The sequence below is a fragment of the Streptococcus sp. CL6.22 genome, from assembly GCF_049738055.1.
GTDB lineage: Bacteria > Bacillota > Bacilli > Lactobacillales > Streptococcaceae > Streptococcus > Streptococcus mitis_DJ.
Genome location: NZ_JBKOTV010000007.1, coordinates 1 through 22,186, shown reverse-complemented (window position 1 = coordinate 22,186; position 22,186 = coordinate 1). Strand labels below are relative to the sequence as shown.

The window sequence follows — 22,186 nt, the reverse complement described above, 5'->3', positions numbered from 1 at the left end:
AGTACTATCTATTTTTCCATGCTTGGTAACGGGTATCAATCAATAACTGGGTGAGGCGTCCCATGGTTTCCCTTTCTTCTGGAGTGAGAGATTGAGCTTGGACGAAGAGATGACGAATGTGTTCGATAGCCTTTAAGGAAGACAAGTCATTGATAGATGTAATACCAGAATCAAGAATGGTGCCAAAGAAGAGATCGAAGTAGAGCTGAAGTTCTTCGTCAGGGACTGTCGCCACCCACTCCTTGAAGGTTGTGTCAACTTGTTGGCTATCACTGTTGGTTTTATCCAGTTGGACGAAGTGCTTGTCTTCAATCTGCCAACTAAAGGTATCGTGCTGGGCGATACCACCTAAGGCAGTACTCTGAACGATAATTTGGTGGGCAGGAATTTCCAGTATCATACCGATAATGGAACCTTGTGGAATGAAGACCTTTGTTCTATCCATTAGCCTTTGATAGCCCTCGGTCTGTGTCAGTTCTTTGTGAAGACCAGGCGCATCAAAGGTATAAACTGCTGTGATTTGATTTTGCAAGTTACTCTCAATTTGACTAGCAGCATAGATAGCTAGATTTCCTCCCTTGGAATGCCCAGCCAGAATGACCTTTTGCTTAGGATGGTGGACAAAAAAGTTCTCTAAATAGCATAGGGCGTGCTTTTGAGCAGGAATTTCCTTCATATAGGTCATGTGGAAATCTTCCTTCCAGCCAATGATACTGTCATCAGTCCCTCGAAAGACAATCAGATAGGTATCGAAAGTGAGGCGGTAGGTCATAGCCGCAAATTGCTTTTGCAGTTCAGGGTCGATGTCGTTGATAAAATAGGAGAGTTTGCAATTTTTGAAGCGCTTGTGTTGAGCTAGCTCATCCAATAGCTGGAGGCGATTTTTGCTGGTCAACATGCTGGGTTCCCTTGGAACCTGAAGTGCCAAGTCTAAAAGTCGCTGAGGACTTGCGGAGACTAGATTATCAAAGGAGAGGTAGGTGGCTTCTGTTAAGGCTAGGATGTCTAACTCATTCAAAGGAAGGTCGTAAAAGGAATCGTGTGCGACATCTTTCAGATAGTCAAAAATATTGGCCATAGGAGCTCCTTTCTCTATGTTTATCCTACCATATTTACATAGAATTAGCTAGTAGGCTTGTTTAGCCACTCTGCAAAATGACCTAGTAGTTAGGGATTGATTCAGATATACAGAAGACAGATTGCTTTTATTTCAACCCTCTAAATGAGCTAACTTGGATATTTTTGTTATCAATGCCATTTTCCTTTAAAAAATTCTTCATCTCATTTACATCATCAGGCTGACCTGTGATGAGATAGCTGGCTTGATTGCCGTATTCATCAATAGCACGTTTTAAAAATGCTTGACTTTGAGAAAATTCATCGCTAGTTTTATAAGTAAAATTTGATGTTTTTTGAGCCAGTTCCTTCATCTCATTATCGAAAATAGTAACTCCTTTGTCAAAATGGTTGAGAATAATTGGAGCTTTACCAGCCCGTTCTTTGATAAGGGGGCGTAGAGCAGAAATACCAACATCAGCTGCAAAGCAAACTAGTGGCTGATTCGTATCTTTAACGGTTAAAGAGGAATCAAGCCAACTCATCTCAATCTCACTTCCAGCCGGTAAATGTGTCAAGGTTTCTTTAAAGTGGCTACCACTATTATGCGTTAGAATGAGGATTTCATCTTCATCAGGTGTGGAGGCAATGGTGAGCCATCGACTGCTCTGCTCTCCCTTAGCTTCGTTTTTCCTAGCAGCGGACGACGTATCAGGGAGTGTAAACTTAGCAAAAGCCCCAGCTTTCCAGGTTTCACGACTCGGCTTTGTGATATGAATTAAATACAGATCTCCGCTGGGGTTTTCGATGGATTTTATCGATAATGTCTGACTTCGTCCAAGATAGGCGATGGCACCCCAAGTTATAAGGGCTAGTAATCCAAGTGTTGATAGAGTGATAATAAACATTTTTTTACCTCTTTTCATTTTTTATGACTCCTGTTTTTAATTTTTGAATGAATCGAAACGAAATTCATTCACATATTTTCAAAAAATAAAGAAAAGATTTCTTTATTTCAGTATTCCTTTAATGAAGTTGGTTGCTAGTATTTCTACAGTTTTGCTAATATCTGGAAAATCATTTTCTGTGATATGCATATCCATGTAGTAAAATAGGTTGTAAACTTGTAAAATATCTTGAATTTTTTCTGGAGAATGGCCTTCAGCCTGCAAACGATGAGTAAAGGTTTTCACGAGAAATTGATGAAATGGATTCGTGACTTTTCCTTCTTCTGAGGAATAGTAGCTATGCAACTCATCTGCTATGGCAGGATTGTACCATTCTGCAAGGATTTTATTGGAGGAAACGAGTGCTCTGGATTGAGCAAAGAGTTGACTAATAAGATCAATCATATCAATTTCCCAATCCAGTTCTTCGACCATAGTTTGGCGAACACGGTTGTTTTCATCAATATAGATATCTAAAAAAATAGCTTCTTTACTTTCGTAATAGTTATAAAAAGATCCGACTGCCATATGAGCTTGTCTAGCAATTTCTGAAATTCCTGTCGCCTTGTATCCTTTTTTTGAAAAAACTTCATAAGCTGCGGATTTCAAAGTCTGTTTTTTGTCCAATTTGATTCACCTCTTTTCTGAATGAATATTAAATATTGTTCATTCATATCTTAACAAATCTTTTTCAGATTGTCAATCTGAAAGCTAGAACTTTTTACGGATACCACTCGATAAGGAGCGTTTCAATGTTAGAAGAGTATAGAGTGTCATTTTAACTACACTCAAGGTTTGGAAGAATAGATATAAATTTTGGTTAAGGGGATGGATAAAAGAACTGAAATGAAGGTTGAAAAAATTAAAAATAAAAGGGTAGTGCTGGCACTATGTCTAAAAATAAGGTATGATATCAATGGGGTTATTCACTATCTGTTTTTGAGCTGTTGTGACAAGGAAATGTCAAAAAAGTATTAGATACTAAGCCCTCTATTTATACTAAAGGATTTAAGACTCCTAAAATTAGCAAAGGAGAATCAGATGCACAAGATTTTATTAGTAGAAGATGATCAGGTTATTCGTCAACAAGTCGGAAAAATGCTCTCTGAATGGGGATTTGAAGTGGTCCTGGTAGAAGACTTTATGGAAGTTTTGAGTCTATTTGTTCAGTCGGAACCTCATCTGGTCCTCATGGATATTGGTTTGCCCCTGTTTAATGGCTATCACTGGTGTCAGGAAATTCGCAAGATTTCCAAGGTCCCCATCATGTTTCTGTCTTCCAGAGACCAGGCTATGGATATTGTCATGGCAATCAATATGGGGGCGGATGACTTTGTGACCAAGCCTTTTGACCAGCAGGTTCTTTTAGCCAAGGTTCAGGGCTTGTTGCGTCGTTCCTATGAGTTTGGGCGTGACGAGAGTTTACTGGAATATGCCGGTGTTATCCTCAATACCAAATCAATGGATTTACATTATCAAGGGCAAGTCTTGAATTTGACCAAGAACGAATTCCAGATTTTACGCGTTTTATTTGAGCATGCGGGCAATATTGTAGCGCGTGATGACCTGATGCGGGAGCTTTGGAACAGTGACTTTTTCATTGATGATAATACCCTCTCAGTTAATGTGGCTCGTTTGCGTAAAAAATTGGAAGAGCAGGGCTTGGTAGGATTTATCGAGACCAAGAAAGGGATAGGGTACGGACTGAAGCATGCTTGATTGGAAACAATTTTTTCTAGCCTATCTGCGCTCCCGTAGTCGTCTGTTTGTCTATCTGCTTTCTTTGGCATTTCTGGTTTTGCTCTTTCAGTTTTTATTTGCCAGTTTGGGAATTTACTTTCTCTACTTTTTCCTCTTGTGCTGCTTTGTAACCATCTTATTTTTCACTTGGGACATATTGGTGGAGATGCAGGTCTATCGCAAGGAACTTCTCTACGGAGAGAGGGAAGCCAAATCTCCTTTAGAAATAGCTTTAGCAGAAAAATTAGAAGCGCGTGAGATGGAACTCTATCAGCAAAGGTCAGATGCCGAAAGAAAACTGACGGATTTGCTGGATTACTATACCTTGTGGGTCCATCAGATTAAGACCCCCATTGCAGCCAGTCAGCTCTTAGTTGCAGAAGTAGCCGACCGACAACTGAAGCAGCAATTAGAACAGGAAATTTTCAAGATTGACTCCTATACTAATCTAGTTTTACAGTACCTGCGTTTAGAAAGTTTCCATGATGATTTGGTCTTAAAGCAGGTTCAAATTGAGGATTTGGTCAAGGAAATAATTCGTAAATACGCTCTTTTCTTTATTCAAAAAGGACTAAATGTCAATCTACATGACCTTGATAAAGAAATCGTGACGGATAAGAAGTGGCTGCTAGTTGTCATTGAGCAAATTATTTCAAACAGTCTCAAGTACACCAAGGAAGGTGGTCTGGAGATTTATATGGAAGGGCAAGAACTCTGTATCAAGGATACAGGAATAGGGATAAAAAACAGTGATGTCCTCCGAGTCTTTGAACGTGGATTTTCAGGATATAATGGCCGCCTAACCCAGCAGTCATCTGGACTTGGACTTTACCTATCTAAGAAAATTTCTGAAGAACTGGGGCACCAGATTCGTATCGAGTCTGAGGTCGGAAAAGGAACGATAGTACGGATTCAGTTTGCTGACATGAATCTAATAATTGAGTGAGCATAGACGAAAAGAGACTGGGGGAAAACCATTTTTTACAGGGATTGAGTTTTTACACAATCTCTTTTTCCTATATTTCAGGATATTTGAAAATTGTATTTTAGAAAAATAATAATAGAGTTCTTGATACGGGATATAGTATAAATACTGGTTCAAAGTGAAGTTTTGTATGCTTTATACTTTTGTTGAGTATAAAATCTATAAACTAAGGGTGAATTACAAAAATTAATTTGAGATGAAGTGAATTGTAGACTTGGGAAATGTCTCCTATTCGATTTCAGAATGAATCGTTGATACAGGATTAAAAGAACTGCAGCTTTCTTTTAATTTTGAATGAGATAGGTGTATATAGATTTGTGTAACTGGTGTAGAACTGTTTCCAAGAATTTATTGAATGTATCGAATACACACATCCTATTGATTTTGAACCAGTTTTTAATTTCTAAATGTTATAATAGTTTTATCAAGTAAAAGGAGACTACCATGATTGGAGACAATATAAAATTCTTACGAAAATCACATAATCTGATATAACCAGAATTTTCACGGATTGTGGGTGTGTCACGAAATAGCCTAAATTGTTAGAAAAACTGAAAAAGCTTACTTTCAATAGAAGTATTGGAAATATTCATTTTACATCTATCAAAGAAACATGGGATAGACCTATATTTTACAAAATAGCAAATTATATTTTGAATGATAGTAAAAACTGCAGAACTTGTGTGATTTACAATTATTGCACTCAATGTCTGAGTATCGCACTATCTGAAATAAGGAATAGTAGAGATTGTTCTGAGATATGTAAAAAAACGCATTAGCAAGGAGTATCGTATATGCTACCATATCTTAAAACTATTAGATGGTATCTCTTCTTTAATTTTCTTTTTGGTGTAGTATCGAATATCTGCACAGCTTTGTTACCGTATTTCACGCAGGCATTAATCAAAGGGGATTATCAAGTAGCTCTATATGGTTACTCTATGTCAGTGGCAGGCTATTTGAGTTGTAACTATATCCAAATGATACTTGATTGGAAGCAGGGGATTATCTTTTCGACTACTTTGAAAAATGAGTGGTTTCGTTCACTTCTGGGACTCAGTCACCACGATTTCAAGCAGAAAACAGTAGCAGAGTATATTTCCTATCAATCTAATGACCTAGATTCGTTGGAAAAGGATTACCTTCCTCCATTGATGAGTTTTATCAAACAAATTTTACGTATCATCATTTACGCTTTCATTATTAGCAGAACAATTAATCCTATTGTATCACTGATTTTAATCTTTTCCACTGGAATTAGTATTCAAATTCCTAAAATCGTTGGGAAGTTGACCGCTAATCGTAGACAGGTTTACTTGAAAAAACAAGGAGATTACTATCGAACTTTGGAGGATTTGCTCATGGGACATCATTTGGTAAATAAACTAACTATGTCGCATTTTTTGAATCAACAAAAGAGATCTCTAAAGAATTTGCAGGATAAGTATTTTAAGTATGGTTTGACAAAAATTACAGGCATCTTATTGACAGGTGTTTCTTTTGAATTCATTAGTCTTGTTCTGTTTATTTATTTAGCCTACTCTCTATCTCACCAGCAACTCGGTATTCCTGAGGTGGTGGCGAGTTTCGGATATATTAATGCTTTTTCTGAACCAATACAGGAAATCCTTTATGATTTACAAATGTTAGAGTCCGTAAAGCCTGTAATCAAGAGTTTTCAAAACATTGTTGGGAGACCCGTTTCAGTTCAAGCACCTCAACATTCTTTTGATACGATTACTTTGAAAAACATTTCCAAACAACTGGGAGAATCAAAATTGATAATTACTTCCGCTACGATTCAAAAAGGGGATAAAATTGCGCTTATTGGTAAGAATGGGTCTGGAAAAAGTAGTCTTCTCAACATTTTAAATGGAACAGATGAAGATTTTGAAGGACAAATTGTGCTAGATGGGCTTGTTTTGGACCATCTTTGGGGAAGATTCGGTATGATTCTGCAACAAGAACATACATTTATTTCGAGTTATGAAAATAATGTAACGCTATTCAATAGTTTCAATGAAAAATTCAGAGAAGAAGATTTTGAAAAAATTCCACCACAATCCCTGTCAGGTGGTCAGCAACAACGAATGTATTTAAATCGTGAGAAAAATCGTAAAAATCCATTGCTTATCCTAGACGAACCTTTCTCTGCCTTGGATACTAATCAGTTTAAAATGGAATTGGAAAGAGTTCTGGAACTACCAAGTGCCGTCATTGTTACTTTACATCGCCAAAACGAATTATTAAGTAAGTTTGACCAAGTTTGGGAAATTAAGAATGGAGAACTTGTAATTTTGAAATAGCTAAATTATAAAGAATAAAACGCATAGTATCAAGGTTCAGGAGATACCGTTTTTCCTTCTTCGGATAAGGAAACAAAAATTTCTTGCTTCATCTATCTATTCAATTGATAGATTTCTTCGAAGAAAGACTGTAAAATTTTTGATATAATGTTAAGGATGGACTGACGGATATTTAAAGGATAATTTTCAAAAGAATAACAGGTGAGAAGAAAAATATGTAAGATTGGACAGAAGTCTCTCTACCATCATCCATGCAGAAACAAAATTATACGAAATAAAAGGAGTAACCAATGACTGGAAACTATTCAACACGTGAATACCGTGAGAAATTATATGATGATCTTCATGTTCGATTAAGAGATACAGTGATTTTGATGTGTGCGATTTTTATTGCCTCTATTGGCCTAAATATGAATTCAACAGCTGTCATTATTGGAGCCATGCTGATTTCCCCTCTTATGACACCGATTGTTGGACTGGGGTTTGGTGATGGAGATCATGTCCTATCTTCACTTTGATTATTGGAAAAAAACGGCTCGGTCAGGAGCTAGTATGAATAAGGAGAACAAATGAAACGTTTAAAAATGTTATGGCATATTATGCAGGTTACGGGTTTTACTCGGTTTGCTCTGAGTTTTGTGACCTTTGTTTTTGGGTCAGGAGGCGTGCTTTTCCTAGTTGAACCTGCTATCACAAATTACGGAGACGGTCTTTGGTATGCTTTTGTGACTTCGACGACTGTCGGCTACGGGGATCTCCTAGCTGTGACCTTGATTGGAAGGATTACCAGTGTCTTCTTGACGATTTATGGGCTCATATTTTTTGGCTGTTTATCAGCTGTTATTTTTAATTATTATACCAATTTAAATAAGGAAAGAGGAGAGGACAAATGACTGCCAATTATTCAACACGGGAATACCGTGAGAAATTATACGATGACCTTCATGTTCGATTGAGAGATACAGCGATTTTGATGTGTGCAATTTTTATTGCCTCTATCGGACTAAATATGAATTCAACAGCTGTCATTATAGGAGCCATGTTGATTTCACCTCTCATGACACCGATTGTTGGACTGGGATTCGGTTTAGCTATTTTTGATACGCGTTTAATCAAGCAATCTCTAGAGGTTTTATTGACTCAAGTGTTGGTCAGTTTGCTTGTCTCGACTCTGTATTTCTGGATTTCTCCCTTGTCTTATGCAAGTAGCGAGTTGATTGCACGAACCTCTCCAACCATTTGGGATGTCCTCATTGCTATTGCTGGTGGGATTGCTGGTGTGATCGGTTCAAGGAAAAAAGAAGCAAACAATATCGTGCCAGGAGTAGCCATTGCTACAGCTCTGATGCCGCCTATCTGTACTGCTGGCTATGGTTTAGCTAATGGGAATGTACGATTTTTATTGGGGGCTCTCTATCTTTTCTTGATCAACTGTGTCTTTATCATGCTAGCCAACATTGTTGGAACAAGAATTTTGATGAGAAAATCTCCTTTAACTTCATTTAAAGAGCTGAGCATTAAAATGAGAATTGGCTTGATTTCTTTGATTGTATTGTTGATTCTTCCAGCTAGCTATTCGGCAGTTACTCTGACAATAGAACAAGCGCGCAAAGAAGGGATCAAACAGTTTGTAGGAAAAGAGTTCGCCAATTATACGGTTATTAATCAAGTCTACAAGTCAAGTAACAATGAATTGGTCTTGACGGTTGTTGGAGATCCAATTTCAGAAGAAGAATTAGAAACCATTCGTCAAAAACAAGCCTCTTACGGTATTCAATCTGTTCAATTGAAAGTCAAGCAATTCCATAATTCGGCAAAATTAGATAGTGAGGCGACCAAGGAATTTTACGAAAACATTGACAAGTATATCGAACAAAAACTCTCTGAAAAAGATTTACAAAACGATCGCGCAAAAGAAAATGAAGCAGACAAGGACTGAGGATAGTCAACTTATCTAACTCATGGAAGCAAATCTTGGGAGGATATCCTATATCCAAAAGTTAATGGATAGAAAGGATTGTTGATGAGAATATCATTTGTGGTGGTTTGACCAATCACTACTAGCTCAGGTTAAATAAAATATAAAAAGCAACAACTGAATGAACTGCACCCCAAAAGTTAGACAGAAAAAATCTAACTTTTGGGGTGTTTTATTATGAAATTGAGTTATGAAGATAAAGTTCAGATCTATGAACTTAGAAAACAAGGATATAGCTTAGAGAAGCTTTCAAATAAATTTGAGATAAACAATTCTAATCTTAGGTACATGATTAAATTGATTGATCGTTACGGAATAGAGTTCGTCAAAAAAGGGAAAAATCGTTACTATTCTCCTCATTTAAAACAAGAAATGATTAATAAAGTCTTACATGAAAACTGGTCTCAAGATAGAGTTTCTCTCAAATATGCTCTCCCAAATCGTGGTATGCTTCCAAATTGGCTAGCACAATATAAGAAAAACGGGTATACTATTGTTGAGAAAACAAGAGGGAGACCAACTAAAATGGGACGTAAACGGAAGAAAACCTGGGAAGAAATGACAGAACTAGAGCGACTCCAAGAGGAGAATGAACGCTTACGGACTGAGGTGGCCTACCTAAAAAAGTTAAAAGAGCTGGAAGACAGGGACGAAGCCTTAGAGCGAGAAAGGCAGAGACAATTAGAGAAATGGCTTCAGGAGGATTTCGACTAGATTTACTTCTTGAAACAGCACGTTTAGCTCGCTCAACTTACTATTATCAGTTGAAACAACTGGATGGGCTTGATAAAGATAAAGAGCTTAAAACCGAAATTCAGGCCATTTATAATGACCATAAAGGAAATTATGGCTATCGTAGAGTTACTCTTGAATTGAGGAATCGTGGTCATATAGTAAACCATAAGAAGGTCCAACGTCTGATGAAAGTCCTTGGTTTAACAGCTCGAATTCGCCGGAAACGAAAGTATTCTTCCTACCAAGGAGAGATTGGTAAGAAAGCAGAGAATCTCATTCAACGTCAGTTTGAAGCATCAAGGCCAATGGAAAAGTGCTATACGGATGTGACAGAGTTTGCCATTCCAAATAGCACACAGAAACTCTATTTATCGCCAGTTTTAGATGGATTTAATAGCGAAATTATCGCCTATAATCTTTCAACTTCACCAAACTTAGAACAAGTGAAAGCTATGTTAAACCAGGCCTTTACAGAGAAACACTACGAGCATACGATTCTCCATAGCGATCAAGGCTGGCAATACCAACACGATTTTTATCATCGGTTCCTAGAGAGTAAGGGAATTCAAGCATCCATGTCACGCAAGGGCAACAGCCCAGACAATGGCATGATGGAGTCCTTCTTTGGCATTTTGAAATCTGAAATGTTTTATGGTTATGAGAAGCACTTTAGGTCTTTAGAAGACCTTGAACAAGCTATTGTGGACTACATTGATTACTACAACAACAAACGAATTAAAGTCAAACTAAAAGGACTTAGCCCTGTGCAATACAGAACTAAATCCTTTCAATAATTATTTGTCCAACTTTTGGGGTGCAGTTCAAAATAGTTGTTGCTTTTTCTTACTGAAAAATGTTTCTCAGACTGCGATCGATTTATTTTTCAACACGTGATTTGTTGGCGATATCGGCTAGGATAGCTGCTACAAACTCATCTACTGACACAGTGTTTGTTTCTTTTTGGCCATAGCGACGAACGTTGACAGTTCCGTCTTCCATTTCCTTGTCACCAACGATCAATTGGTAAGGAATCTTGCTAGTTTGTGAAGCACGAATCTTGAATTGCATTTTCTCATTACGTTCATCCACATCAGCACGGACACCACGGTCACGGAGTTTCTTCGCTACTTCCCAAGCGTAGTCCACGTGTTTTTCGTTAGATACTGGGATGAGGGTTACTTGGTGTGGCGCAAGCCATGTTGGGAAGGCACCCTTGTAGTTTTCAATCAAGATCGCTGTGAAGCGTTCCATAGTTGAGATAACCCCACGGTGGATCATAACTGGGCGATGTTCTTCACCATCAGCTCCGATGTATTTAAGGTCGAAGCGTTCTGGAAGCAAGAAGTCAAGCTGGATCGTAGAGAGGGTTTCTTCTTTTCCAAGGGCAGTCTTAACCTGGATATCCAATTTTGGTCCATAGAAGGCAGCTTCACCTTCAGCTTCAAAGTAGTCAACGCCCATTTCATCAAGGGCAGCACGAAGCATGGTTTGGGCATTTTCCCACATTTCATCGTTATCAAAGTACTTGTGAGTATCTTGAGGGTCACGAAGAGAGAGGCGGAAACGGTATTCATTCAAGTTGAAATCTTCATAAACATCGATAATCAACTGAAGAGCACGTTGGAATTCTTCTTGGATTTGTTCTGGAGTCACAAAGAGGTGACCGTCGTTGAGAGACATTTCACGCACACGTTGAAGACCAGTGAGGGCACCAGATTTTTCATAGCGGTGCATCATCCCGATTTCAGCGATACGGATTGGCAATTCACGGTATGAGTGAACATGGTGTTTAAAGACTTGGATGTGGTGTGGACAGTTCATTGGGCGAAGGACGAATTCTTCCCCATCTCCCATATCCATAGTTGGGAACATGTCCTCTTGGTAGTGATCCCAGTGACCAGAAGTCTTGTAAAGCTCTACAGAAGCAAGTGGTGGAGTGTAAACGTGTTGATAGCCAGAAGCCAATTCTTTATCGACGATGTAGCGTTCTAACTCACGACGGATTGTCGCACCATTTGGCAACCAGAATGGAAGCCCTTGACCAACCTCTTGAGAAATCATGAAGAGGTCAAGCTCTTTACCAAGTTTGCGGTGGTCACGTTCCTTAGCTTCTTCACGCATTTGGAGGTAGTTTTTCAAGTCTTTCTTGTCGAACCAAGCTGTACCATAGATACGTTGCATCATAGCGTTGTCGCTATTTCCACGCCAGTAAGCACCCGCTACATGGAGAAGGTGGAAGATTTGGATGCGGCCTGTTGAAGGAACGTGTGGGCCACGGCAAAGGTCTACATATTCACCCTGACGGTAGATGGTCAAACCACCTTCGTCTTCTGAGTGTTCTTCAATCAATTCTAATTTGTAAGGGTCGTTCTTGAAGATTTCACGTGCCTCGTCTTTAGTAACTTCTTCACGGATTGATGGGAAGTTTTCTTTGACAATTTTTTGCATTTCTTCTTCGATACGAGGAAGGTCTTCGTTAGAGATTTGACCAGCTGTGTTGTCAGTATCGTAGTAGAAACCATCTTCGATGGCTGGACCAACTCCCAAGTGAATGTCTGGGAAAAGACGACGAGCTGCTTGGGCGAACAAGTGAGCAGCTGAGTGACGCAAGATTGGAAGGGCATCTTCGTGATCAGGTGTCACGATTTCGATGCTTCCATCTTCAGTGATAGCACGAGTAGTGTCGATGAGTTTGCCGTTGAATTTACCAGCCAAGGCTTTTTTAGCTAGGGAATTGCTGATAGATTGGGCAATTTCAAAAGTTGTAACGCCAGATTCGAATTCACGAACAGCGCCATCTGGGAAAGTAATGTTAATCATGATGTTCTCCTTACTTATATTATTGACGAATGTGTTAACCCTATTCTGAAAACAGGGACAGAGGATTTTGAAAGCTAGAAAAACAAAAAGCGACATCCTCAAAAGGACGTCGCAACGTGGTTCCACCTTCATTTATGTTCCTCAAAAAAGAGGGACACCTCTGATTGGCTCTAACGTGGCCGCCGTTTTATGTTTTCATAAAAAACTCAAGAGTAGTATCAGTTTAGGCTCTCTATGCGTTTCCAGCAACCACGCACTCTCTAGTAGAAAGGGACTAAGTGACTTGTCTCTATGGATTATTATAGCATGATTGTGAGATTTTTCAAGGATTTTGTGAAAGTTTTTTGTTTTTCATTTTTTGTAGAATATGCTTGATGCCAATACCGGAAGCCATGCCCACCAGAGCAAAGATTTCATAGGCTAAAAAGTAAAACCAGATAAATTCACCGAAGGTTATGATAGTAAAGCAAAAGAGCAGTCCGTTACCAATTAACCACCAAAGTGAGAAACGGAAACGGTAGCTATAGAGTAGCGATATAATCAAGATTACCAGAGGTGTAAAGAAGAGAAGATTGTTTATACAGAGTCCCTTGAGTGTAAGGGGGTCAGAAACAACTAGCAAGACCAACTCATAAAGTGGCCAATAAAAGAAAAATATGACCAGATAGTAGGGGAGATGGAAATAGAATCTAGGCATGATAATCACCTCGTTTAAAAAAAACAGACAACTTAGATTTCTTGCTATGATTATTATAGCATGTTTAAAACAAGAAAGTAAATCTGTTGACAAAGAAGTTAGTTATTGGTAGAATAGGGATTGTCGTAAAGACAAATAACTTCTTCTTGGTTACAGGCATGCCAACCTGTCACTCGGATGAAGCCAAATAAAAAGGAGAAACATCATGGCAATCTCAAAAGAGAAAAAAAATGAAATCATCGCACAATATGCACGTCACGAAGGTGATACAGGTTCAGTAGAGGTTCAAGTTGCTGTCCTTACTTGGGAAATCAACCACCTTAACGAACACATCAAACAACACAAAAAAGACCACGCTACTTACCGTGGATTGATGAAAAAAATCGGTCGCCGTCGTAACTTGCTTGCATACTTGCGTAAAAACGACGTTAACCGTTACCGTGAGTTGATCAACTCTCTAGGACTTCGTCGCTAATTCAAGATACAAAGGCCGTCAAAAGCACACAGCAAAAATAGGAAAATTGACGAAGAAACTTCAGTTTCTAGGAGATTTTATCTTTTTTGCCCAGTGCTTAGGCCGTGTTCAATTGAGCATATCTTGATAATGAAGCTACTCTAAATTGGGTAGCTTTTTTACGTTGTCACCTTACATCGATATACTCAAGTATTATCTTTGGTTACGGTTCCTAGCACTGTAAGGTAAAATAAACCAGATTCTCTCCCTTCGGGGAGATATTTTTGTTTCACTAAAGTTTTTTGTACAATCTTCGCCTAGTCTATAAACGGTTTATCCAGCAAGAATCATGATGCTAAGGGCGTAAGAAATCCGTATGAAAATAGGGAAACGACACCGTGTTCGATGAACACAAGGAGTTCCATCTTTTTCACTAGGATTTTAGCCCGAGCTCAAATCAGCTCTCTGATTTTCAGAGGGCTTTTTTATTGAGGTTTTATCGGTCACAATTTTGGAGACTACAAAAACCTCAAATGGTATCAGCTAATTACACCATAAAGGTGCGTAGCTACTCGGCTTGAAAAGCCGAGTAGCTGTCTGCAAGCCCCCTCGGAGAGCCCACACTTTACGAAGTAAAGTATAGTATGTTATACTTTACATGGAAGTAGTCACCGAATTCCAGTTAGAAATTACTTTGTAACTACGTTTTGAGGAGGAGTAAAATGCTTTCCTATGTTCGACATTACCCACTAGCGATAGCTAAATTAATGTGTCTGTGCTCTCCTAAAATCTGCTGATTTATTACTGACCAATACAGGAGGTTTTTTATGGGACAGACAATCATATCTGCTATTGGTGTTTATATTTCCACCAGTATCGATTATTTAATTATTTTATTTATTTTATTTGCACAGCTATCACAGAATAAACAAAAATGGCATATTTATGCGGGGCAATATCTAGGCACAGGCTTACTTGTAGGGGCGAGTTTAGTTGCTGCTTATGTCGTTAATTTCGTGCCTGAAGAATGGATGGTTGGATTGCTTGGTTTAATCCCTATCTATTTAGGGATTCGCTTTGCAATTGTTGGAGAAGGTGAGGAAGAAGAGGAAGAAGAGGAAGAAATTATTGAAAGATTAGAACAAAGCAAGGCAAATCAACTGTTTTGGACAGTTACATTGCTGACAATTGCGTCTGGCGGAGATAATTTAGGTATCTATATACCTTATTTTGCTTCGTTAGATTGGTCACAGACCCTCGTGGCGTTGCTTGTGTTTGTAATCGGTATAATTATCTTATGCGAGATTAGTCGGGTGTTATCCTCTATTCCGTTAATATTCGAGACAATTGAAAAATACGAGCGAATCATTGTGCCCTTAGTATTCATTCTACTTGGACTATACATCATGTATGAAAATGGCACGATAGAGACTTTTCTGACCGTGTAGATTTTTTTGTTTCACTAGGATTTTATCCCAATCTCAAATCAGCTCTCTAATTTTAGAGGGCTTTTTATGTTGTCCTCTTACCTCGATATACTCAAGTATAATCTTCGGTTACGATTATTAGCACTGTAAGACCAACTATATTCATTTTTCTCATCTTGTTCCATTGTTGAAAATATGGTATACTTTTCATGAGAATTTTCTAAATTTTTAAGATTCTATCATAGGAGGTTTGCATGCTTTCCAAATTTTCTGGAAGCCGACAAGACCAGCAATTTGTGTTACTTTTAGTTATTTTGCTAGCTACTTTAGGGATTTCTCTCTTTCTAGCAGTTTCTATGGGATCTGTTGCGATTGATCTAGGAGCTACCTATCGGATTATTTTGAGCAGGTTGGGATTTCCTCTTGAGATAGGAGAGGTTTCCAAGTCTACTCTTGCCATTGTATGGAACATGAGATTCCCTCGAGTATTGTTAGGTCTGATAGTGGGGGCTGGTCTTTCTATGTGTGGTAGCGTGATGCAGTCTACAGTGAACAATCCCATCGCAGAGCCTTATGTCTTAGGAATATCTGCGGGTGCAACTCTAGGGGCAACCTTGAGCATCATTCTTGGTTTAAAAGTGATGATTAGCCTTGGAGCTTTTCTTGGAGCTATTTTGGCAACAATTGCTGTCCTCATCATTGCCTCTATGCAGGGAAGGATGACGACTTCTAGTCTGATTTTATCAGGAACCGTGGTCAATGCTCTCTTTCTGGCTTTTTCAAACTTTATTATCTCAGTTGGAGCTAATGCGGATAGTGTGATGACCATTAAGTTTTGGACCATGGGCTCGCTCGCTGGGACTTCCTGGGCAGACTTGGTCCTGCCAACTATAGTAGTAGGAATGGCCTTTCTATTTTTCTCTACCCAGTATCGTGTTTTTAATGCGATGATGATGGGAGATGAGGCTGCTTTAACTTTGGGAATTCCCTTACGCTTTTATTGGTATCTTTATGTGACCATGGTGGCTGTGCTGACAGCAGTCTTAGTGGCAACCTGTGGGATTATTGGATTTGTCGGTCTGATTACTCCACATTTAGCTCGAGGGTTAGTAGGAACGAATTATAAGAGGCTTTTTCCTGTTGCAACCTTGCTAGGTGCCCTCTTTGTCATCTGGGCAGACGTACTCTCTCGTATCATCATTCCAAACGCAGAGCTTCCTATTGGTATTTTCACAGCCTTAGTAGGTGCTCCCTTCTTTATCTACATTGTTGGAGGTAGGCGAAGGGAGGTGAGGGTCTGATATGGACTTGATTTGTCAGGATATCCATTTTGGACTAGGAGAGAAAAAAATCATCAAAGGAGTCTCTCTTAAGGTTGAGGGGAATCAATTTCACACGATATTAGGACCAAATGGAAGCGGAAAAACCAGCTTGCTTAAACTCCTCTATCGTCAGGAAAAGGCGGACAAAGGCTTGATAAGCCTAGATGGAAAGCCGCTGGATCATTGGTCACTCAAAGAAACAGCCAAGCAAATGGCAGTTGTGACCCAGTTTAACCAACTGCAGTTTGATTGTACAGTTGAAGAAATCGTCTTGCTGGGAAGAACTCCCCACCTCTCTTTTTTACAGAAGGAAAGGGAAAGGGATTTTACTCTCGTTCAAGATGCCCTCGTTAAGGTGGATATGCTCGAGAAGAAAACTCGTCTCTATTCGTCTCTGTCAGGGGGAGAGAAACAGCGAGTTTTGTTAGCCCGAGCCTTGGCGCAAGAACCGACTCTCTTGCTCCTGGACGAACCAACCAATCACTTGGATATCAAGTATCAGCTAGACTTGTTGGCCATTGTGAAGAATCTCAAGGTCAATGTTCTAGCTGTCTTGCATGATATTCAACTTGCTTGTCGCTATTCGGATTATCTCTATCTGATGAAAGAGGGAGAAATCCTTTACCAAGGGACTCCAAAGGAGACTATCACCCCTGAGTCATTGCAAACTATATACGGAGTTCAAAGTCAGGTGACTTGGACCGAGGATCAGCAAGCTATGATTCACTATTTATAAGAATGAAAAGGAAAACAAGATGAAAAAAACACTAAGCATTTTACTCGTAACAGTAGCTACCTTAACTTTGGCAGCTTGTGGTAACACTACTACAGAAAAAACTACCACACAGTCTAGCACAGAAACAAGTCAAAAGGCGAGCACAGAGACGACTTATCCACTAACGGTCAAAACCTATGACGCGAAAGGGAATGAAGTCGAACAAGTCTTTGACAAGGCACCTGAAAAAGTTATCACCAACAATCTTTCAACCACTGAAATCTTATTGGAGTTAGGGTTGAAGGATAAAATTGCTGGCATGCTTAATCCTGATAATGCTGTGACGGACAAATACAAGGACGCGATTGCGACGATTCCTCAAATTGGAGATAAAAAAACAGTCTCACAAGAAACAGTCCTTTCTTATGAGCCAGACGCTGTGATGGGGCGAAACATGATGTTTTCTGAAAAATCCTTGGGGACAGTTAGCACTTGGAATGAAAACAAAATCCCAGTTTATACTCAAAAAGCTTCTCTCTCAACGATTCAGCAAGATTTGGGGAATATCGTAGAAGATGTCAAAAATCTTGGAATGATTTTTAATGTTCAGGACAAGGCCAATGAATACGCAGCCCAATTACAAACTAAAATTGACGCTGTTAAGAAAGCAAATCCAGCAAGCCAAGGTGAAAAGAAAAAGGCTTTGATTATGGTTGCTTATAATGATGAAACCTTCGGTGCCTACAAGTCTGCTTTGCAAGAAAGTTTGCTGAACCAACTTGGTTATACAAACGTTGCTACGGGGACATCAGGCTTGACCTTGGAAAATCTCGTGTCAATGGATCCTGAATTGATTATCTATGTAACCAGCGATCGTAATAAAAAATTGGATGAAAAAGCAGTAGAGTTGATGAAGGCAAATGCTGTTTTGGAAAGCGTTCCTGCTATTAAGAATCAAAAAATCATGACCATCTCTTACGATGAATTGATGGACTATGGTCCAGCAGTGATTGATTCCCTTGAGAAAATCAATGACTTTATCAATAAATAATGAGTTTGATTGGGAAGGAATCCAAGTCAAGGTCAGCCTTCCTTCTAACTACGACCCCAATCAAACCTATCCGGCTATTTTATTGAATGATGGAAACTTGGACTTCCTATCGTCCCTTTCCGAATCTGTGATTTTAGTGGGCTTGACCTCTAAAAATCGCCTAGATGACTACACTCCCTGGAAGGCAGCTGCTTTGAGAGATGGAGCTCCAGATTTTGGCGGTCAGGCAAATGCCTATCATAGTGATTTATTTGGAGGCCTTTTAGACAAGCTGAAGTCGCTATATCGCCTGGACGAAACTCGCCTTGCTTATGGAGGCTACTCACTAGGTGGTTTGGCGGCAGTCTACAGTCTTTTCAGCTTTGACAAGGTTTCCTGTGTCTTTTCGATCTGCGGTTCCTTTTGGTATCCTGATTTTGCGGCTTACTGCAAGGCAGAAAATGTGAAAAATTTGGACTGTTTGCTGTATTTACAGAATGGTCAAACAGAAGGAGCATACCATACTAATCGCTTGGCTCAAGCACCAGTCTATGCTGAGCAGATCCATACCAGTCTTCAGAAACGCTATCCGAACGGTCAGTTTGTCTTTGATCCTTATGGACACCATGAACAAGTAGTTGAGCGATTTTTAGCTTTTTCCAGCTGGTTGGCCCAAAAATGGAAAATTAAGTAAAAGAATTATCCCTTGGCTTTTGCCAAGGGATTGTTGTATTTATTTAACCAAGGTTTTCTCTCTTTTTATCTGGATTCCAGACGAAGCTTGCGATAAAGCTAAAGATGATGGTTAGGATAGCGAGGATAATGGCAAGGATGAGAGCAGGGATGCGGATAAACCACCAGAGTGGGTTTGGTTTTTTATCATTGTGCCATTGTTTCGTTTCTTGGTCCAAACGTTGGAATTCTGCTTGAATGCGATTGGCGACTGTTTCAATGCCTTCATCATTCATTTTCTTGATATCTGAGATATCGATTGGATTTCCAAAGTTCATATCGACACGTTCGCGGCTAACCAAGCCTTTCAAGGTTATAGGACCTGTGTAGGTAACCGGCATAATACGGACCTTGGCCATTTTGGCAATCAGGGCAACTCCACCCTTGACATCGTTTGAGTGACGGCTCCCACTTGGGAACATGATAAGGGAGCGGTCACTTTTTTTAAGAACATTGATAGGGTATTTGATGGCAGAAGCGCTAGGATTTTCACGGTCGATAGGAAAGGCACCACACATACGAATCCACCAACCAAAGATACGGTTGGTAAAGAGTTCTTTTTTTGCCATAAAGATGAACTGTTTTGGCTTGGTCGCAAAGGCCATGTAAACTGGATCCCACCAGGTACGGTGAGGGGCAACCAGAATATAATTTTCATCTTGATTAGGAATTTTATCAGTATTATGATAGTGGGCATTGCCATTGATGGACCATAGGAGCAAGACAACTAATCCGCGTAAATAAGTATAAAACATGCGATCTCCTTCGATTGTTTTCTTGTTATTATTATACCTTATCAAAGGAGGGCTGGCAAACTTTTTCCCTTGACTAGGTGCATATTTGGGATGAGATTAGAATTCTTTTAGAAAAAATGATATGATAGAATTTATGGATAAAAATAAGATTATGGGATTAACCCAAAGAGAAGTCAAGGAAAGACAGGCTAAGGGCTTGGTCAATGATTTTACCGCATCGGCTAGTACAAGCACTTGGCAAATCGTTAAACGAAATGTCTTTACCCTTTTTAATGCTTTGAACTTTGCCATTGCTTTGGCACTAGCCTTTGTGCAGGCTTGGAGCAATCTGGTCTTCTTTGCCGTTATCTGCTTTAACGCTTTTTCTGGGATTGTGACTGAGCTGCGGGCCAAACACATGGTGGACAAGCTCAATCTCATGACTAAGGAAAAGGTTAAAACCATTCGTGATGGCCAGGAAGTAGCTCTGAATCCTGAAGAATTGGTTTTAGGAGACGTCATTCGTTTGTCTGCTGGGGAGCAGATTCCTAGTGATGCCTTGGTTCTAGAAGGTTTTGCGGAAGTCAATGAAGCCATGTTGACCGGTGAGAGTGATTTGGTGCAAAAGGAAGTTGACGCCTTGCTTTTGTCTGGAAGTTTCCTAGCCAGTGGGTCAGTTTTGGCTCAAGTCCACCATGTCGGGGCAGACAACTATGCTGCTAAACTCATGCTGGAAGCCAAGACCGTTAAACCGATCAACTCACGTATCATGAAATCGCTGGACAGGTTAGCTGGTTTTACTGGGAAGATTATCATTCCTTTTGGTCTAGCTCTCTTGCTAGAAGCCTTGCTTTTAAAAGGCCTGCCTCTTAAGTCATCTGTTGTAAATTCGTCGACAGCCCTTTTGGGGATGTTGCCCAAGGGAATCGCCCTTTTGACCATCACTTCGCTTTTGACTGCGGTTATTAAGCTGGGCTTGAAAAAGGTCTTGGTGCAGGAGATGTACTCTGTTGAGACCTTGGCACGCGTGGATATGCTCTGTTTGGACAAGACGGGCACCATCACCCAAGGAAAGATGCAGGTGGAGGCTGTTCTTCCTTTGACCGAAGAGTATGGAGAGTCAGCGCTTGCTAGCATCTTGGCCAGCTATATGGCTCATAGTGAGGATAAAAATCCAACAGCTCAAGCCATTCGCCAGCGTTTCCAAGGTCAGGTAGTCTATCCTATGATCTCTAATCTGCCTTTCTCAAGCGACCGCAAGTGGGGTGCTATGGAATTGGAAGGTCTGGGGACAGTTTTCCTAGGTGCGCCTGAGATGTTGCTGGAAAACGAAGTCCCAGAAGCCAGAGAGGCCTTGGAGAGAGGTTCACGTGTCTTGGTCTTAGCCCTCAGTCAGGAGAAATTAGACCATCACAAACCACAGAAACCATCTGATATTCAGGCTCTAGCCTTGCTGGAAATATTGGATCCCATTCGAGAGGGAGCAGAAGAGACGCTGGACTATCTCCGTTCTCAGGAAGTGGGCCTCAAGATTATCTCTGGGGACAATCCAGTTACGGTATCCAGCATTGCCCAGAAGGCTGGTTTTGCGGACTATAACAGCTATGTCGATTGTTCAAAAATCACGGATGAGGAATTGGTTGCTATGGCGGAGGAGACAGCTATTTTCGGACGTGTTTCCCCTCATCAAAAGAAACTTATTATCCAAACGCTGAAAAAAGCAGGTCATACAACAGCTATGACAGGGGACGGGGTTAATGATATTCTGGCCCTTCGTGAGGCGGATTGTTCCATCGTAATGGCGGAGGGAGATCCTGCGACTCGTCAGATTGCCAATCTGGTTCTCTTGAACTCTGACTTTAATGATGTTCCTGAGATTCTCTTTGAAGGTCGTCGTGTGGTGAATAACATTGCCCATATCGCCCCGATTTTCTTGATAAAGACCATCTATTCTTTCTTGCTCGCAGTTATCTGTATCGCCAGTGCTCTTCTGGGACGATCTGAGTGGATCTTGATCTTCCCTTTCATTCCGATCCAGATTACCATGATTGACCAGTTCGTGGAAGGTTTCCCACCATTCGTTCTGACTTTTGAGCGAAATATCAAACCTGTTGAGCCAAACTTCCTCAGAAGATCCATGCTTCGTGCTCTACCAAGTGCTCTCATGGTTGTGTTCAGCGTTCTTTTTGTGAAAATATTTGGAAGTAGCCAAGGTTGGTCTGAGTTAGAAATCTCAACTCTACTCTATTATCTCTTGGGGTCAATTGGTTTCTTATCCGTATTTAGAGCCTGCATGCCATTTACCCTATGGCGTGTCCTCTTGATTGTTTGGTCAGTAGGAGGCTTCCTAGCTACAGCTCTCTTCCCAAGAATTCAAAAACTACTTGAAATTTCAACCTTAACAGGACAAACATTACCTGTTTATGGTGTCATGATGTTGGTCTTTACCGTGATTTTCATTTTGACCAGTCGCTACCAAGCTAGAAAATAAAGAAAGGCTGCAATCTG

At 40.0% G+C, this 22,186-nt stretch carries 19 protein-coding genes and 1 pseudogene; 14 read left to right on the top strand and 6 right to left on the bottom strand.

The genetic code is table 11. The features are described from left to right. Window positions 1-4: 4 nt before the first annotated feature. The 3 genes from ACLNCW_RS04495 to ACLNCW_RS04485 all read right to left on the bottom strand — a co-directional run bounded on the left by ACLNCW_RS04495 (window position 5) and on the right by ACLNCW_RS04485 (window position 2,636). Window positions 5-1,078, bottom strand: coding sequence for a DUF2974 domain-containing protein (locus tag ACLNCW_RS04495; RefSeq protein ID WP_424845427.1), 1,074 nt, complete (start codon window positions 1,076-1,078; stop codon window positions 5-7). A 127-nt stretch (window positions 1,079-1,205) separates the two neighbouring features. Continuing rightward, window positions 1,206-1,982, bottom strand: coding sequence for a ferredoxin reductase (locus ACLNCW_RS04490; protein ID WP_424845426.1), 777 nt, complete (start codon window positions 1,980-1,982; stop codon window positions 1,206-1,208). A gap of 84 nt (window positions 1,983-2,066) precedes the next feature. After that, window positions 2,067-2,636: a TetR/AcrR family transcriptional regulator gene (locus ACLNCW_RS04485; protein WP_101785863.1), complete on the bottom strand. Its 570-nt coding sequence runs from the start codon at window positions 2,634-2,636 to the stop codon at window positions 2,067-2,069. 408 nt (window positions 2,637-3,044) lie between these two features. Here ACLNCW_RS04485 and ACLNCW_RS04480 point away from each other — a divergent pair, with 408 nt between their 5' ends. The 7 genes and pseudogenes from ACLNCW_RS04480 (at window position 3,045) to ACLNCW_RS04450 (ending at window position 10,541) form a co-directional block, all read left to right on the top strand. After that, window positions 3,045-3,722: a response regulator transcription factor gene (locus tag ACLNCW_RS04480; RefSeq protein ID WP_000548991.1), complete on the top strand. Its 678-nt coding sequence runs from the start codon at window positions 3,045-3,047 to the stop codon at window positions 3,720-3,722. Next, the gene (locus ACLNCW_RS04475) at window positions 3,715-4,689 is read left to right on the top strand and encodes a sensor histidine kinase (protein ID WP_254753915.1); all 975 of its coding nucleotides are present in this window, start codon (window positions 3,715-3,717) and stop codon (window positions 4,687-4,689) included. The genes ACLNCW_RS04480 and ACLNCW_RS04475 overlap by 8 nt, the downstream gene beginning before the upstream one ends. Before the next feature lie 833 nt (window positions 4,690-5,522). After that, the gene (locus ACLNCW_RS04470) at window positions 5,523-7,034 is read left to right on the top strand and encodes an ATP-binding cassette domain-containing protein (RefSeq protein ID WP_023946213.1); all 1,512 of its coding nucleotides are present in this window, start codon (window positions 5,523-5,525) and stop codon (window positions 7,032-7,034) included. Between the two features lie 290 nt (window positions 7,035-7,324). Next, a pseudogene (locus ACLNCW_RS04465) lies at window positions 7,325-7,522 on the top strand (DUF389 domain-containing protein); the annotation flags it as partial. Window positions 7,523-7,603: 81 nt separating this feature from the next. Then, window positions 7,604-7,927: a potassium channel family protein gene (locus tag ACLNCW_RS04460; protein WP_000825751.1), complete on the top strand. Its 324-nt coding sequence runs from the start codon at window positions 7,604-7,606 to the stop codon at window positions 7,925-7,927. Next, window positions 7,924-8,973, top strand: a complete 1,050-nt coding sequence (locus tag ACLNCW_RS04455) for a DUF389 domain-containing protein (protein ID WP_060628624.1) — start codon at window positions 7,924-7,926, stop codon at window positions 8,971-8,973. The genes ACLNCW_RS04460 and ACLNCW_RS04455 overlap by 4 nt, the downstream gene beginning before the upstream one ends. A 216-nt stretch (window positions 8,974-9,189) precedes the next feature. Continuing rightward, window positions 9,190-10,541 (top strand): IS3 family transposase gene (locus ACLNCW_RS04450; RefSeq protein WP_134813905.1). Its coding sequence is split into 2 segments (ribosomal slippage): window positions 9,190-9,631 and window positions 9,631-10,541, totalling 1,353 coding nucleotides; the frame shifts between segments, so codons are not numbered across the junction. 82 nt (window positions 10,542-10,623) lie between these two features. Here ACLNCW_RS04450 and thrS read toward each other — a convergent pair. Together thrS and ACLNCW_RS04440 are read right to left on the bottom strand one after the other, a co-directional pair. Beyond that, the gene (thrS, locus tag ACLNCW_RS04445; RefSeq protein WP_247930415.1) at window positions 10,624-12,567 is read right to left on the bottom strand and encodes a threonine--tRNA ligase; all 1,944 of its coding nucleotides are present in this window, start codon (window positions 12,565-12,567) and stop codon (window positions 10,624-10,626) included. 322 nt (window positions 12,568-12,889) lie between these two features. After that, window positions 12,890-13,264: a hypothetical protein gene (locus ACLNCW_RS04440; RefSeq protein ID WP_191962405.1), complete on the bottom strand. Its 375-nt coding sequence runs from the start codon at window positions 13,262-13,264 to the stop codon at window positions 12,890-12,892. A 205-nt stretch (window positions 13,265-13,469) separates the two neighbouring features. On the opposite strand from ACLNCW_RS04440, the gene rpsO reads away from it, so the two are divergent. The 6 genes from rpsO to ACLNCW_RS04410 all read left to right on the top strand — a co-directional run bounded on the left by rpsO (window position 13,470) and on the right by ACLNCW_RS04410 (window position 18,906). Further along, on the top strand, window positions 13,470-13,739 hold the full coding sequence (gene rpsO / locus ACLNCW_RS04435) for a 30S ribosomal protein S15 (RefSeq protein ID WP_001018251.1): 270 nt from the start codon (window positions 13,470-13,472) through the stop codon (window positions 13,737-13,739). Between the two features lie 806 nt (window positions 13,740-14,545). Next, on the top strand, window positions 14,546-15,166 hold the full coding sequence (locus ACLNCW_RS04430) for a CadD family cadmium resistance transporter (RefSeq protein ID WP_000531713.1): 621 nt from the start codon (window positions 14,546-14,548) through the stop codon (window positions 15,164-15,166). 233 nt (window positions 15,167-15,399) lie between these two features. Next, window positions 15,400-16,446, top strand: coding sequence for a FecCD family ABC transporter permease (locus ACLNCW_RS04425; RefSeq protein WP_424845425.1), 1,047 nt, complete (start codon window positions 15,400-15,402; stop codon window positions 16,444-16,446). A 1-nt stretch (window position 16,447) separates the two neighbouring features. Then, window positions 16,448-17,203 carry an ABC transporter ATP-binding protein gene (locus ACLNCW_RS04420; protein ID WP_424845424.1) on the top strand — a complete coding sequence of 252 codons (756 nt, stop codon included), beginning with the start codon at window positions 16,448-16,450 and terminating at the stop codon, window positions 17,201-17,203. A gap of 19 nt (window positions 17,204-17,222) precedes the next feature. Next, entirely contained in the window at window positions 17,223-18,233 is a 1,011-nt protein-coding gene (locus tag ACLNCW_RS04415; protein WP_020903633.1) for an ABC transporter substrate-binding protein, read from the top strand. Next, window positions 18,214-18,906 carry an alpha/beta hydrolase-fold protein gene (locus tag ACLNCW_RS04410; RefSeq protein ID WP_078238199.1) on the top strand — a complete coding sequence of 231 codons (693 nt, stop codon included), beginning with the start codon at window positions 18,214-18,216 and terminating at the stop codon, window positions 18,904-18,906. The genes ACLNCW_RS04415 and ACLNCW_RS04410 overlap by 20 nt, the downstream gene beginning before the upstream one ends. Before the next feature lie 43 nt (window positions 18,907-18,949). On the opposite strand, the gene ACLNCW_RS04405 is transcribed toward ACLNCW_RS04410, so the two are convergent. Continuing rightward, complete coding sequence (locus tag ACLNCW_RS04405) at window positions 18,950-19,699, bottom strand: lysophospholipid acyltransferase family protein (protein WP_078238200.1); 750 nt, start codon at window positions 19,697-19,699, stop codon at window positions 18,950-18,952. A gap of 133 nt (window positions 19,700-19,832) precedes the next feature. On the opposite strand from ACLNCW_RS04405, the gene ACLNCW_RS04400 reads away from it, so the two are divergent. Further along, window positions 19,833-22,169 (top strand): cation-translocating P-type ATPase, encoded by a 2,337-nt coding sequence (locus ACLNCW_RS04400; protein ID WP_254753920.1) that lies wholly within the window; start codon window positions 19,833-19,835, stop codon window positions 22,167-22,169. The last annotated feature ends 17 nt before the right edge of the window (window positions 22,170-22,186 follow it).

Bases quoted from the DNA above. Each gene is read 5' to 3' on its own strand.
- ACLNCW_RS04440 (WP_191962405.1), bottom strand. From the start codon at position 13,264: ATGCCTAGATTCTATTTCCATCTCCCCTACTATCTGGTCATATTTTTC.
- thrS (WP_247930415.1), bottom strand. From the start codon at position 12,567: ATGATTAACATTACTTTCCCAGATGGCGCTGTTCGTGAATTCGAATCT.
- ACLNCW_RS04495 (WP_424845427.1), bottom strand. From the start codon at position 1,078: ATGGCCAATATTTTTGACTATCTGAAAGATGTCGCACACGATTCCTTT.
- ACLNCW_RS04490 (WP_424845426.1), bottom strand. From the start codon at position 1,982: ATGAAAAGAGGTAAAAAAATGTTTATTATCACTCTATCAACACTTGGA.
- ACLNCW_RS04410 (WP_078238199.1), top strand. From the start codon at position 18,214: ATGACTTTATCAATAAATAATGAGTTTGATTGGGAAGGAATCCAAGTC.
- ACLNCW_RS04415 (WP_020903633.1), top strand. From the start codon at position 17,223: ATGAAAAAAACACTAAGCATTTTACTCGTAACAGTAGCTACCTTAACT.
- ACLNCW_RS04425 (WP_424845425.1), top strand. From the start codon at position 15,400: ATGCTTTCCAAATTTTCTGGAAGCCGACAAGACCAGCAATTTGTGTTA.
- ACLNCW_RS04405 (WP_078238200.1), bottom strand. From the start codon at position 19,699: ATGTTTTATACTTATTTACGCGGATTAGTTGTCTTGCTCCTATGGTCC.
- ACLNCW_RS04430 (WP_000531713.1), top strand. From the start codon at position 14,546: ATGGGACAGACAATCATATCTGCTATTGGTGTTTATATTTCCACCAGT.
- ACLNCW_RS04455 (WP_060628624.1), top strand. From the start codon at position 7,924: ATGACTGCCAATTATTCAACACGGGAATACCGTGAGAAATTATACGAT.
- ACLNCW_RS04480 (WP_000548991.1), top strand. From the start codon at position 3,045: ATGCACAAGATTTTATTAGTAGAAGATGATCAGGTTATTCGTCAACAA.
- ACLNCW_RS04420 (WP_424845424.1), top strand. From the start codon at position 16,448: ATGGACTTGATTTGTCAGGATATCCATTTTGGACTAGGAGAGAAAAAA.
- rpsO (WP_001018251.1), top strand. From the start codon at position 13,470: ATGGCAATCTCAAAAGAGAAAAAAAATGAAATCATCGCACAATATGCA.
- ACLNCW_RS04475 (WP_254753915.1), top strand. From the start codon at position 3,715: ATGCTTGATTGGAAACAATTTTTTCTAGCCTATCTGCGCTCCCGTAGT.
- ACLNCW_RS04400 (WP_254753920.1), top strand. From the start codon at position 19,833: ATGGATAAAAATAAGATTATGGGATTAACCCAAAGAGAAGTCAAGGAA.
- ACLNCW_RS04470 (WP_023946213.1), top strand. From the start codon at position 5,523: ATGCTACCATATCTTAAAACTATTAGATGGTATCTCTTCTTTAATTTT.
- ACLNCW_RS04460 (WP_000825751.1), top strand. From the start codon at position 7,604: ATGAAACGTTTAAAAATGTTATGGCATATTATGCAGGTTACGGGTTTT.